At 60.3% G+C, this 13141-nt stretch carries 8 protein-coding genes and 2 rRNA genes; 8 read left to right on the top strand and 2 right to left on the bottom strand.

Translation table 11 applies throughout. From position 1 onward, the window contains the following. Nucleotides 1-173: 173 nt before the first annotated feature. The 7 genes from Q9K23_RS11995 to Q9K23_RS11965 all read left to right on the top strand — a co-directional run bounded on the left by Q9K23_RS11995 (nt 174) and on the right by Q9K23_RS11965 (nt 9089). Nucleotides 174-3304, top strand: a 23S ribosomal RNA gene (locus tag Q9K23_RS11995). A gap of 117 nt (nt 3305-3421) precedes the next feature. Continuing rightward, nucleotides 3422-3538, top strand: a 5S ribosomal RNA gene (gene rrf / locus Q9K23_RS11990). A 223-nt stretch (nt 3539-3761) separates the two neighbouring features. Further along, complete coding sequence (locus Q9K23_RS11985; protein WP_020794514.1) at nt 3762-4067, top strand: metalloregulator ArsR/SmtB family transcription factor; 306 nt, start codon at nt 3762-3764, stop codon at nt 4065-4067. After that, nucleotides 4064-4456 (top strand): VOC family protein, encoded by a 393-nt coding sequence (locus tag Q9K23_RS11980; protein ID WP_020794515.1) that lies wholly within the window; start codon nt 4064-4066, stop codon nt 4454-4456. Before Q9K23_RS11985 ends, Q9K23_RS11980 begins: the two co-directional genes overlap by 4 nt. A gap of 132 nt (nt 4457-4588) precedes the next feature. Then, nucleotides 4589-6697, top strand: coding sequence for a hypothetical protein (locus tag Q9K23_RS11975; RefSeq protein ID WP_053775991.1), 2109 nt, complete (start codon nt 4589-4591; stop codon nt 6695-6697). Further along, complete coding sequence (locus tag Q9K23_RS11970) at nt 6663-7907, top strand: hypothetical protein (protein WP_053775990.1); 1245 nt, start codon at nt 6663-6665, stop codon at nt 7905-7907. The genes Q9K23_RS11975 and Q9K23_RS11970 overlap by 35 nt, the downstream gene beginning before the upstream one ends. A gap of 28 nt (nt 7908-7935) precedes the next feature. Further along, nucleotides 7936-9089, top strand: a protein-coding gene (locus Q9K23_RS11965; protein ID WP_305950142.1) for an IS3 family transposase whose coding sequence is annotated in 2 segments (ribosomal slippage) — nt 7936-8212 and nt 8212-9089 — 1155 coding nt in all. Because the reading frame shifts where the segments join, the coding sequence is not laid out codon by codon here. 158 nt (nt 9090-9247) lie between these two features. Here the strand turns inward: Q9K23_RS11965 and Q9K23_RS11960 are convergent. After that, nucleotides 9248-10432 (bottom strand): hypothetical protein, encoded by a 1185-nt coding sequence (locus Q9K23_RS11960; protein WP_020791678.1) that lies wholly within the window; start codon nt 10430-10432, stop codon nt 9248-9250. A gap of 556 nt (nt 10433-10988) precedes the next feature. Here Q9K23_RS11960 and Q9K23_RS11955 point away from each other — a divergent pair. Then, nucleotides 10989-11918: an HNH endonuclease gene (locus Q9K23_RS11955; protein ID WP_305950517.1), complete on the top strand. Its 930-nt coding sequence runs from the start codon at nt 10989-10991 to the stop codon at nt 11916-11918. Nucleotides 11919-12108: 190 nt separating this feature from the next. Here the strand turns inward: Q9K23_RS11955 and Q9K23_RS11950 are convergent, their stop codons facing one another. Beyond that, nucleotides 12109-12969 (bottom strand): hypothetical protein, encoded by an 861-nt coding sequence (locus Q9K23_RS11950; protein ID WP_305950516.1) that lies wholly within the window; start codon nt 12967-12969, stop codon nt 12109-12111. Between the last annotated feature and the right edge of the window lie 172 nt (nt 12970-13141).

Raw genomic sequence — 13141 nt, 5'->3', positions numbered from 1 at the left:
GTTGTTTGAGAAGTGCATAGTGGATGCGAGCATCTTTATTTATTGCAATGCATGACAAACTGTTTTTGGTTTGTGTGTTTTGTTCGAGTTTGTTCTCAAGAACGTGTCTAATTTCGGTCCTCACGTGATGATGGTCTGTGACTGTTGTGTGTGGGGGTTGTTGTTAGGTGTTGTTGTAAGTGTTTTAGGGCGTTCGGTGGATGCCTTGGCACCAGGAGCCGATGAAGGACGTGGTAGGCCGCGATAGTCCTCGGGGAGTTGTCAAACGAGCTGTGATCCGAGGGTGTCCGAATGGGGAAACCCAGCACGAGTGATGTCGTGTTACCACCAGCTGAATGTATAGGCTGTGTGGGGGGAACGTGGGGAAGTGAAACATCTCAGTACCCATAGGAAGAGAAAACAATTGTGATTCCGTGAGTAGTGGCGAGCGAAAGCGGATGAGGCTAAACCATGCGCATGTGATACCGGGTAGGGGTTGTGTGTGTGGGGTTGTGGGGAGTGTCTTTCCTGATCTACCTGTCAGGACGTGAGTCAGAAAATCGCATGTTAGGTGAAGTGGCCTGGAATGGTCTGCCGTAGACGGTGAGAGTCCGGTAACTGAAAGCGTGTGGTCTTGCGTGATGTTTTCCCAAGTAGCAGCGGGCTCGTGGAATCTGCTGTGAATCTGCCGGGACCACCCGGTAAGCCTGAATACTTCCTGGTGACCGATAGCGGACTAGTACCGTGAGGGAAAGGTGAAAAGTACCCCGGGAGGGGAGTGAAATAGTACCTGAAACCGGACGCTTACAATCCGTCAAAGCCTGTGCACCTTCGGGTGGTGGGTGATGGCGTGCCTTTTGAAGAATGAGCCTGCGAGTTAGTGCTCGGTGGCAAGGTTAACCCGTGTGGGGTAGCCGTAGCGAAAGCGAGTCTGAATAGGGCGTTGAGTCGCTGGGTCTAGACCCGAAGCGAAGTGATCTACCCATGGCCAGGGTGAAGCAGCAGTAAGATGTTGTGGAGGCCCGAACCCACTTCAGTTGAAAATGGAGGGGATGAGTTGTGGGTAGGGGTGAAAGGCCAATCAAACTTCGTGATAGCTGGTTCTCCCCGAAATGCATTTAGGTGCAGCGTTGCATGTTTCTTACTGGAGGTAGAGCTACTGGATGGCCGATGGGCCCTACTAGGTTACTGACGTCAGCCAAACTCCGAATGCCGGTAAGTGAGAGTGTGGCAGTGAGACTGCGGGCGATAAGGTTCGTAGTCGAGAGGGAAACAGCCCAGATCGCCGGCTAAGGCCCCTAAGCGTGTACTAAGTGGAAAAGGATGTGGGGTCGCGAAGACAACCAGGAGGTTGGCTTAGAAGCAGCCACCCTTGAAAGAGTGCGTAATAGCTCACTGGTCAAGTGATCCTGCGCCGACAATGTAGCGGGGCTCAAGTACACCGCCGAAGCCGCGGCACTCCACCATGACATCCGCAGTGGTTTACGGACTGCTGTGTAGTGGGTGGGGTGGGTAGGGGAGCGTCCTGCATCCGTGGAAGCGCCGGAGTGATCTAGGTGTGGAGGGTGTGGGAGTGAGAATGCAGGCATGAGTAGCGAAAGCAGAGTGAGAAACTCTGCCGCCGGATGACCAAGGGTTCCTGGGCCAGGCTAATCCGCCCAGGGTGAGTCGGGACCTAAGGCGAGGCCGACAGGCGTAGTCGATGGACAACGGGTTGATATTCCCGTACCCGTGTATCCGCGCCCATGCTGAATCAGTTGTACTAACCATCCAAATCCCAATGGACTGCCTTCGGGTAGCCGGCGGGGGCTGCATGGGACCTTGGCTGGTAGTAGGCAAGCGATGGGGTGACGCAGGAAGGTAGTGGGGCCAGTGAGTGGTTGTACTGGTGTAAGCCTGTAGGGCGAGTGGTTGGTAAATCCGTCACTCATGTTGCCTGAGAGGTGATGCGTAGCCGTTGTGGCGAATTCCATGATCCTATGCTGCCGAGAAAAGCCTCTAGTGAGTTGGTACACGGCCCGTACCCCAAACCAACACAGGTGGTCAGGTAGAGAATACTAAGGCGATCGAGAGAACTGTGGTTAAGGAACTCGGCAAAATGCCCCCGTAACTTCGGGAGAAGGGGGACCACGATTGGTGAACACTTTTTCGGTGGGAGCTGGTGGTGGTCGCAGAGACCAGAGAGAAGCGACTGTTTACTAAAAACACAGGTCCGTGCGAAGTCGTAAGACGATGTATACGGACTGACGCCTGCCCGGTGCTGGAAGGTTAAGAGGACCGGTTAGTGGGATTCGTCCCGCGAAGCTGAGAATTTAAGCCCCAGTAAACGGCGGTGGTAACTATAACCATCCTAAGGTAGCGAAATTCCTTGTCGGGTAAGTTCCGACCTGCACGAATGGCGTAACGACTTCTCTGCTGTCTCAACCACAGACTCGGCGAAATTGCATTACGAGTAAAGATGCTCGTTACGCGCGGCAGGACGAAAAGACCCCGGGACCTTCACTATAGCTTGGTATTGGTGTTCGGTTCGGTTTGTGTAGGATAGGTGGGAGACTGTGAAGTGGGCACGCCAGTGTTCATGGAGTCGTTGTTGAAATACCACTCTGATCGTATTGGACTTCTAACCTCGGACCCTGATCGGGTTCAGGGACAGTGCCTGGTGGGTAGTTTAACTGGGGCGGTTGCCTCCCAAAATGTAACGGAGGCGCCCAAAGGTTCCCTCAGCCTGGTTGGCAATCAGGTGTTGAGTGTAAGTGCACAAGGGAGCTTGACTGTGAGACGTACATGTCGAGCAGGGACGAAAGTCGGGACTAGTGATCCGGCACCAACGTGTGGAAGTGGTGTCGCTCAACGGATAAAAGGTACCCCGGGGATAACAGGCTGATCTTCCCCAAGAGTCCATATCGACGGGATGGTTTGGCACCTCGATGTCGGCTCGTCGCATCCTGGGGCTGGAGTAGGTCCCAAGGGTTGGGCTGTTCGCCCATTAAAGCGGCACGCGAGCTGGGTTTAGAACGTCGTGAGACAGTTCGGTCTCTATCCGCCGCGCGCGTTAGAAACTTGAGGAAACCTGTCCCTAGTACGAGAGGACCGGGACGGACGAACCTCTGGTGTGCCAGTTGTTCCGCCAGGAGCATTGCTGGTTGGCTACGTTCGGAAGGGATAACCGCTGAAAGCATCTAAGCGGGAAGCCTGTTCCAAGATGAGGTTTCTCTCCCTCTTGAAGGGTTAAGGCCCCCTACAGATCATGGGGTTGATAGGCCAGAACTGGAAGCCTGGTAACAGGTGTAGGTGACTGGTACTAATCGGCCGAGGACTTACAACAACACTCTTACATTTTTTGTGAGTGGGTTTGATGGAGATGGTTTTGCGCATCCACTATGTACTTCTGAAACAATGCACGCATGATAGTGCGGACGCGTGAGCGTTTGTTTCATAGAGTTTCGGCGGCTATAGCGGTGGGGAAACGCCCGGTCCCATTCCGAACCCGGAAGCTAAGCCTGCCAGCGCCGATGGTACTGCACTTTAGTCAGTGTGGGAGAGTAGGACACCGCCGAACAATTTTTTGGGGATACCCCGCAACCGTATGGTTGCGGGGTATTTCTCGTTGTTGAGGGGTGTTTTTTGTGTTGGTCGGGCTGGTGGGGCTTGGCCGGCAGAGTGTCGTCGGGTCATCGGAGCGTGTCGTAGGGTGGCCGCTCGTCGGGTTCACCGCTCCACGACACCCTATTGACATGCAAGTATTTGCTTGCCTATGGTACGGGGTGTGAGTGGGGTGATCGATGGGTGACGTGTTCAAGGCGCTCGCCGATCCGACTCGCCGGCTGATCCTCGACGAACTGGCCGAGCGCGACGACCAGACGCTGTTCGAGTTGTGCGCACGTCTGGCGAACAAACATGCCGTGGCGTCGTCGAGGCAGGCGATCTCGCAGCACATCGACATCCTCGAGGCCGCCGGCCTGGTCGACGTCCGGCGCGAGGGTCGCTACAAGCTGCATCGGATCAACACCGCCCCACTGGAACCGATCGTCGAACGATGGCTGACCCGGCCGTCGTCGGAGTCCGCACAGGAGCGAGGGACACCATGAAGATCCAGTGGACGAGCGTGATGGTCGACGACCAGGAGCGTGCGCATCGCTTCTACACCGACATCCTCGGGTTCATCACCAAACACGACATCCCGATGGGTGGCGAGCACCGGTGGCTCACGGTGGTCTCCCGCGACGCCCTCGACGGTGTGGAGCTGCTCCTCGAACCCAAGGGGCATCCCGCTGCGGCACCGTTCACCGAAGCGCTTGTCGCCGATGGAATCCCGTACACGCAGTTCGCCGTCGACGATGTCCAGGCCGAGTACGACCGACTGGTCGGGCGCGGTGTGCGCTTCACCCAACCACCTGTCGAGATGGGCCCGGTCACGACCGCGGTATTCGACGACACCTGTGGCAACCTGATCCAGATCGTGCAGCAGAACAGCTGAGTGTACGACGGGGTCATTGATTCGAACGACCGTCGTCCACCCGCCTGATTTCTGCCGCGGTCGCTCAACCCTGTCGGATATGTCTGTCAGGATTGCGGCATGTCTGCAGAGTCTCCAACGTCGAGTCCTTCCGTGGCCGACGAGTACTTGCTCGTCATTCGCGATGAGAACCTGGTCATCGTCGGATCGGGGATGGCGGTAGATGCCCATCTGCGCCGCATGCGGGATGTCTCCGGCGGTGTCGGTGGGGATGCGGCGTTGACCGCGGATCATATCGGTCGGGTGATCGCAGCTGTCCCCGACAACCTTCGGATGGTGCAGCATGCCCGCGGTCGGTGGGTCACCATGTCGGAGGCCGGACGTGAAGCGCTTCGGTCCGCTGGCGCAGTACCTTCCGCAGACGGTCCATTCGTCTGTACGACGGAGGCTACCGGGCAGACATGGCAGACAAGAACCCTGGTGAATGCCGACGCGACAAGGCTCGATGCGGCAGTCCTCGATATCGCGTTGTCGAACGTACTCAAGCAGGTGGACAGGACCGCAGAGGTGATCAGGCCCAAGGCCACAGCTTTGCTCCACGCGGTGCAAGCCACTGAGGCCGGCGACGTGATCGGCCGGCTCGCGAGGCTGAGGCAAGCCGTGACCGAGGCGCCCAGTGGTCAACGGTCCACGAGTTGGGACAATCTCGACTCACTCGGCGAGGGGCTCCAGTCGGCGTTGGTGAAGCTTCGTCGCCACATCCAGCAGATGATCGACCAGATCGACCCTGAAACCTCGCTGTCCGATCGGATCCAGCAGGTGAACGCCCTCGTCGAAGACGATCGGCTCGCCGATTGCCTTCGTCTGCTGACTGTTGTGGAGGGGACTGCGTTGCTGTGGCACTCGTTGGCACTTCGGAATGCGACGACCGTCGGCGAGCTGGAGGAGTCGACAACTGCAGCAGGCGCTGCCCTGGAGGATTGCACGACTGCCGACCGAGAGTTGTGGACGGATGCGTGCGACCGTGTCGACGCGGCCGGCCATGTCGATCCATTGGATCGTCTACGTGTCCGGAACATAGAGACATTCCGCCGGTCAGTGTCGGAGGTCCACACCGTACTCGAAGAATTCGGCGCCCAACGCAACCTTCGCCGCGTCCAGTGGAGTGCCCCTGAGGACCACAGTCTGGGCGATACTGCGCATGCCGTCGGTGACAAGCTCACCGGAGTCCTGAACGAAGGGCTCACCCAGGGACGTCGAGGTATTCGTGACGTGGCCGGTAGAGCTCGTCGTGCCCTGCGGGGTGGCCCCGAGGATCCTGGAAGCCACACCGTCTCCAGCTCAGACGATGACGAGGTGGAGGACCTTCGACTTCCCGGTGCGGAACTCACGCCGCGGTCTGAACTGGCTCTGCAGCTTCTGCAGATCCAGATGATGGAGTACGACCGCGCCCATGACCCCGCTGCAGAAGTAAAGGCTGACAAGGAATCGCAGATCCTCAACGCGACCGACGCGACGATCGGGCAGTACCGCGAGACCGAGCCCGCGATCGTGGGAGAGGTGCTCACGCGGGTTCAGGACGTCTACACCGCCCCGGCGATCCTCCGGGCGTCGAAGATTGCGGAGCTGGCACCACTGGCCGCCGCCGATCTGCATAAGAGGTCCGAAGCGATCGTGGTCCTGGCCGAGCTGATGACCTTCGAGCCCTGGTCCGAGGGATTGAGTTGGGCCCGTGGAAATCGGGAGACGGCGTTACAGATTGCTTCGGAGTCGTTGACCAGCTTGCATTCTGGCGATCTCGACACGATGACGAGAGAATTCGATGCGATCCGCAGCTCACTTCGACGGCGCAGTATCAACTGGGGTCAGTTGGCGGTCGGCGCGCTCTTCGGTGGTGTGTTCGGTCTGGCAGTGGCAGGTGCCGGCCAGATTCGGAGCTCGACGAACGTCGCCGCCATCCAGGCGGTGAAAGTAGATCTGATCGCGAAGATGGTCGCCGCTGATGCCGAAGATTCCGACGAGGTTCAGCGGCGGGTCGTCGAGGCGATGCAGGAGCGGATCAATACGGTGGTGAATCAGCAAGGTGCACTGGTGAACCGAATCAACGACCTCAAGAGTCAGCGAGACTCCGAAGCCCGCCGGAACGTAGACCTCGAGCAGCAGATTGCCATGCTCAACGATCGCCTGGACCGGTCTCGAACCACCGTGACAGTTCTAGAGGTGGTTCGTGACCGCGCGCCGATCGGGGCCGGCGATGAGTGATGACGTCGAGCGGAATCTCGACACTCAGGCCCGTCGACTGATGGATCTCGAAGCGGTCATCGAGCAGGCCCTGACCGAGGAAACAGTGGGACAAACCATTGCGCCTGCGCCGCAGCACCAGACCTATGAACAACTGACCGAGTTCAACGACGAGTTCCGCGCAGAACAGGGATGGACGTCCGTCGAACTCGAGGAGACGCTCACCGACAGCCAACGCGATGCCTTGGAGAAGTGGCGTCGACGTCATCGTTTGCAGTGGTCCACTGTAGATCTCGCCATGCTGGGGGCTGTCGGTCTCGTGGGGGCGCTGTCGGCTTGGCTGGATTCCGAGACAGATTCGAAAGTGCTCGCACTCGGTACGCATCTCAAAGACTTGGATCGTGTGCGTGGTTGGGAGCAGGCCGGCGCCCGGTTGCCGATCGACTACATGGAGAGGGGGTTCGGCGGACCCGCGCACCGGATCAAGTCCTCCGGCCACGACTTGGCACGTATCTTGGACTCCCTCAAGCAGATTCGTGATGGTGAGTTCCGTGGTATCGCTTGGCTGCCGGATGGTGTGGGTATGGGCGTCAAGGACGGCAGATATGCCGGCACAGAGTCGTGGTTCGAGGCGGCAGGGCTACTGGCGAAGCACCTCGGTGCCGATATCGTAACGCCGATGGGCTTGCCGATTCCAGGGATGTCGTACCTGGCAAACTGTAAGAACAAGGCATTGAGGGACTTTGCGCGTGACTCCTACTCGGGGATGCGGCCCGGAGAGGGCTGGAATCTGCGCAGCGGGCTGCTGACGCCTGGGCTGGCCGTGACCGCCACCGAACTGATTGTGCGCACGCACGTTCATGGAATGGCGATGCTGCAAACCGGTTCGCCACGTCTCGACGAGCGGGAGGCGGGTAAGCGTTCCGAACTCCTTCTCGCTGCACACACGTTGGTGTCGGCCATGTCCGTCGGCAAGGTGTCGTTCGTGGTGGGGGGCCATCTCGCGATGGGCAACCGACGCGACGCCTTTCGTCCGCAGCACATCAGACACCTGAACATTCCTGCCCTGCTACGGGCAGGGACGCTCGCGGTGACGGTCACCCGCAATGAGGTCCTACGCCGAAGGATCCCGCGTGCGGCGTCATGGGACCAGTTGCTCGGCGAGACGGGGCTCGCTTGGCAGTTGTGGCGTGTCCCCAGTGAACCGGCCCGGGTGGTTTTAGAGTCCTGATTGCCCTGATGAGGGCGAAGAAGGGACGATGAAGAACATGGCAGGACGCAAGCGCCATTCGGCGGAGGACATCGTGCGCAAGCTGCGCCGGGCCGACGAACTGGCCGCGGAAGGCAAGACCGGCGAGGAGATCGCCGCCGACCTCGAGGTGTCGGCAGCGACCTTGTACAACTGGCGCCGCCAGTACGGCGGCATGGACGGCGACGCCGCGAAGGAACTCAAAGAACTACGCGAGCAGAACAACCGACTCAAACGACTGCTCGCCGATGCCGAGTTGGAGAAAGACGCGCTGCGGGAGATCGCCAGGGGAAAATTCTGAGCCCAACCGCCAAACGCGCCGCCATCGACATGCTCAAAGACGTCAAGAACATGTCAGAACGGATGGCGTGCAGGGTAGTTGGGCTGTCCCGATCCGCGTATCGACGCCTGCCGCAGGCGCAGACACCGGCCGATCCCGACTTCGCACTGCGCGAGCAGCTGCGTGTCTATGCCCGCAAGAATCCACGGCACGGGTACCGGCGGGCGTGGGCACACCTGCGGTTCGACGACGGCATCGAGATCAACAAGAAGAAGGTGCACCGGTTGTGGAAGGACGAAGGACTGCAGGTCCGGCGCGCGCCACGCCGGAAACGGGCCGGCCAGTCATCGGTCCCGATTGTTGTCGCGGACGCGCCGAAGGTGGTGTGGGCATTGGACTTTCAGTTCGATTCCACCGTCGACGGCAAGAAGGTCAAGATCGCTTCGATGGTCGACGAACACACCCGCATGTCGCTGCTGAACATCGTGGACCGGTCCATCCCGGCCGAGCGGTTGATCGAGGAGTTGGAGAAGACATTCGCGATCTGGGGTGGCCCACCGATGGTGCTGCGCATGGACAACGGCCCCGAGTTCATCTCAGAAGCCCTACAAGCGTTCTGCGCAGGGTCGGTGGGGATCTCCTACATTCCGCCCGGCACACCGTGGAACAACGGGTTCATCGAGTCGTTCAACAACCGGCTGCGCGATGAGTGTTTGAACCGCAACTGCTGGCCCACACTGATCGAGGCCCGCGTGGTCATCGAAGACTTCAAAGACGACCACAACCACCGACACCGGCACTCGGCGCTGGGCTACCAAACCCCGGCCGAGTACGCTGCCCGATGCACCCACCAACATCACCCCGTGGGCTGCGAGATCGACTGACGATCACAACGAGGAACCGGCTCTAGAACTACCTGGACCGGTTACCGGGGACCTGCCAGTTGGACTTCAGCGACGAGTTCGAGATGGTGCTGGACGAGGAGTGGGCATCGGGGTTCGTGTAGCCGCACCGCTGGCGGGCTGTCGGCTGGGGTATTGGTTCACCCCGCCGGGCGCATCCCGTGATTGTCGTCGACCAATCGCAACGCGTCCCGCAACAGTTCGGCGGTCACCTCCCAGACCCGCTGCTCGTGTCGGCAGGCGGCGGCCTCGTCGGCGTCGATCTCTCGCGCCGCGTTACGACCCCATTCGACGGCCTGCTCTTCGCAGCGGTGGAGGTAGTCGAGCATGGCCTCCCGATCGTGGTCACACACGTGCGCGACGTCCTCGGGCGTCACGGTGCCGCTCATCGGGGCCAGTTCCAACACCGCGAGCAGCCCGGCCGGCACCTCCTCCTCGGGTGCGCAGTCACCCGTGGCGCACGCGTCGGCGGTGGGATCGGCGCCCGCACCTTCGATGGTGGTGATGATCTCGGCGGCATCGGACTCCATGAAGTCGAACCACTCGACCATGGCTGCGGTGAGAACACGATCGTGGAAGACGCGGGCGTCGAGCACCATCTGTGCGAACACCGCACCCTGTCGGAGGCTCAACCGCACCGCGTTGAACGAAGTGGGCTGCGCGGCAAGGTAGGTCGCGGCCGCCGCGGGATCCGGGATGCGGTCGGTGAGCTGTGCGAACAGCTCGATCCGCGGAGCATCGGGAGTGATCTGCAGCCACGACCGACACGGATGGGTCGGCAACGGGACATCGCCGTCGTCGTCGAGTTCCACCGCGGTGCCGGTCGCCTCCGAGAGCGCGGTCACGATCAGTGCGCGCAGCTGATCGGCATTGCCCGGTATGACGCCAACGTTCAGCGGTGGCTCGGTCCACGGTGCCGGGGACTCGAGGAGCGGGCTGGTGAGAAACGCCGGATGCAAGACCTCCCACACCTGGCGCAGCGTGGCGACGGCGATCGCAGCCAGTTCGTCGACATGCCGTCGTCCACGCTCGAGAATGAACTTCTCGTTGCGCAGCTGACGCCAGCCGAGTTCGGTCAGCATCTCGACCTGCTCGAGGTAGCACTCGGCGTCGGGATGCAGGGTGGTGGGGTTGAGCGTCATCCGGAGCCGATTGGCTCGCGTGAACTCGAAGTCGAGATGACCGTGCGGGCCGTCGGGGATCTCCGGGTTCTGTGCGACCCAGGTGAACGAGCGGTCGGTGAACATGAACAGCTGATCGGCGAGCGAGGCCCGGAAGTTCCGCCATGCGGTGTCGACGATCGAATCGAAATCGTTGCCACGCATGGTGTCTCCTCCCGCAGGTGGAAGACTCGCTCTTCCACTCAGACCACAGTAGGCGAGGGGTCTGACAATCTGGAGCACCCTCGACCACCTACGAATATACGTTCGATATCAGTGGTGATCAATGCGCCGGTGGGTCTCGTCCGTCGGACTCCTCGGGGAGCGCCCTACGCACAGGAGTGTGGTGGTCGTACTCCACGCCTCCGACTCGTGCCGACGTGTCGATTCCCTCTCGAAATCGCCGGCGTCGACTCCGGAGGGCCTCAAAGAGATACTGCTCCTCGGAGCGACGGATGCAATCGAGGACGGCGGCACGGTTGAAGTTGCCGATCGGGGCTGACTCAGGCGGGCTCGGTGTCGTCCTGAAAAGTGACTGTTGATTCCGAAGTCGGGACGGGCCGAGGTGCAGCCAGTTTGACGATAGAGCCTCGTGAGTCGTGGACTCGGCTGGAGTAGAAGCTCAGAGCTGATATGTGCTGAAATCCTGAGAGGATGCACCGGCAGTGTGGTCGGGTAGTTGGCGTGCTGGTTCGCGGCGAGGTCGCGTTGAGCGGAAGAGATGGAGGTCGACTTGCCGACCCAGGAGGAGTTCGATCGGGAGTTGCGCCTAGCGGCGATGGGATGGCTCACTCGGCGAACACAAGATGGTCTCGAAGCCATCACTTCTGACGAGTTGCTCGACTTCTCCTTTGGCGGTGAGCGGTTCCGACTGATGGATGCACAGCGGGGAATTCGGAAACCTCGTCAGCTTGCGAGTGCGCTATCCATCCGAACGGTGTACAGGGCGGACGAGTCGCGCCGGCCGTACGCGGATGAGATCGGGACGGACGGCACGATCACGTATAAGTGGCGCGGCGACGACCCTGATCACGCGGAAAACCGCGCCCTACGCGAAGCGATGGAGCGGCGGCAGCCGTTGATCTGGTTTTTCGGCGTTGGCGTGGCAGCCTACAAGCCAATCTTCCCCATCTACATCCTTCGAGAAGAGCCGGAGAAGCATCAGTTCATCCTCGCTCCGGAATCGGTTGCGGACATCCTCTCTTCGGACACGCCGATCGACGACAACCTCAAGCGCTACGCCAAGACGGAATCGAAGCGAAGACTGCATCAACCGGTCTTCCGTGCAACAGTGATGCGAGCCTACGAGACACGCTGCGCTGTCTGCTCATTGCGGCACGGAGAGCTTCTTGATGCCGCCCACATCATTCCGGATGCTGAGGAAGCAGGCATCGCGTCCGTACGAAACGGTTTGGCACTGTGCAAGATCCATCATGCCGCATTCGACAAGAAGATTCTGGGCATCAGACCAGACAACTACGTGGTTGAGATCCGCCAGGATCTTCTCGATGAGATTGATGGTCCGATGCTCCGTCATGGCCTGCAGGACCATCACGGACGCAGACTGATGGTTGTGCCAAGGGCGCGAGCTGAACGCCCCGATCACGACCTCCTTGAGATCAGTTACAGGAAGTTCCGTACCGCAGGCTGATAGGTCATCGGGACCAGTCGTCCGCGGTGCAACTCACAGAGAATTGTGGTCCCTGCACCTGTTTGGAAGCGACCGCGCCCCGCGGAGTGGCCGACTTCAGATCTGCGTGGCTTCTGGCTTGTAACAGCCGGCACTGAACCGCTCCGTGTCCTCGGGTCTCGATCAACTCATGCACGGTGAGCGTCGTCAGTCAGCTCTTTCGTCCAGTCGAATCGCTGACCACGAACGTGACTCCGAGTTCGGTCAGGGTTCGTCGGACGGACTCCCTGCCCTGAGTGAGTTCCCATTGTCGGTTGCCTGTTGAATCCGATAGGGCTGCGACTATCCGTGCCTCGGCATACGGGAGTGGATTCGGGAGGCGCAGGAGGACTTTCTGGGTGGATTCGACCCAGTGAACGGATGTGGGGTTACCCGCGGAGTGGTCAAGTCCGAACATTAGGGGCCGGACATCCTGAGGATCGAGCTCGCGGATGCCAACGACGTCACCAGAATCGACCTCGGCAACGTAGTGCTGGGTCCAACCCGCGGGTTGCTCGGCGTGGGCAAGGTACCGACCCTGCAACTGATCATTGGTAGTGAACCAGCGGTTGCTTTGACGCGTTCCGGCGGAAGCGAGTGCAGGAACGTAGAAGCGGAACGACGCAACGTCGAGATCACCGGGGGTCTCGACGAGCTCGTTCGCTATCTCGTTGGTTGTCCATTCGGCCAGAGATAGGAGAGGTCGTCGAGCCCATTCATCGATGGTGATGGTAGGGATTCCAATCCTGGTCAGCTCAAGGTGGGGATGTAGCAGGCGTCGCGGGCCGTCGAGGTGAACGGCATCCCGATCTTCAGGACTCATCCGGAGCAGTGGTACTCCACTGATCAGGAGGTTCTGCGGGTGGTCGGCGGCATCGAGCCGGACAACGCAGCCGCTTACCGACAGCCATTGCCCTCGGGGCAGCAGCGCCAGATCTCCGATCGCGGCGAGGACGTCGAGGCTGTGGTGTAGCCGTTCACGCTTCTCGGATACGTCGGCACTGTCGCCAGACAAAGATGCAAAAAACGGCATAGCCCGATCGAGCAGAGTCCGTGTGGACACCGGCACACGGCCACCGGTCGACGCCCATGCGATTCCACGCAACAGCTCGTACGTGGCGTCTGATGCTGGTGTCTGTGAAGGCAAACCGAGGGCCTCAGACACGTGCCGTGCTGGAGGTGCGTTCTTCCGCTGCCTGATCTTT

This window comes from Gordonia sp. NB41Y (genome assembly GCF_030718915.1).
GTDB classification, from domain to species: domain Bacteria; phylum Actinomycetota; class Actinomycetes; order Mycobacteriales; family Mycobacteriaceae; genus Gordonia; species Gordonia desulfuricans.
The sequence above is the reverse complement of the archived record's forward strand: the minus strand, read 5'-3'. Positions and strand labels throughout refer to the sequence as shown.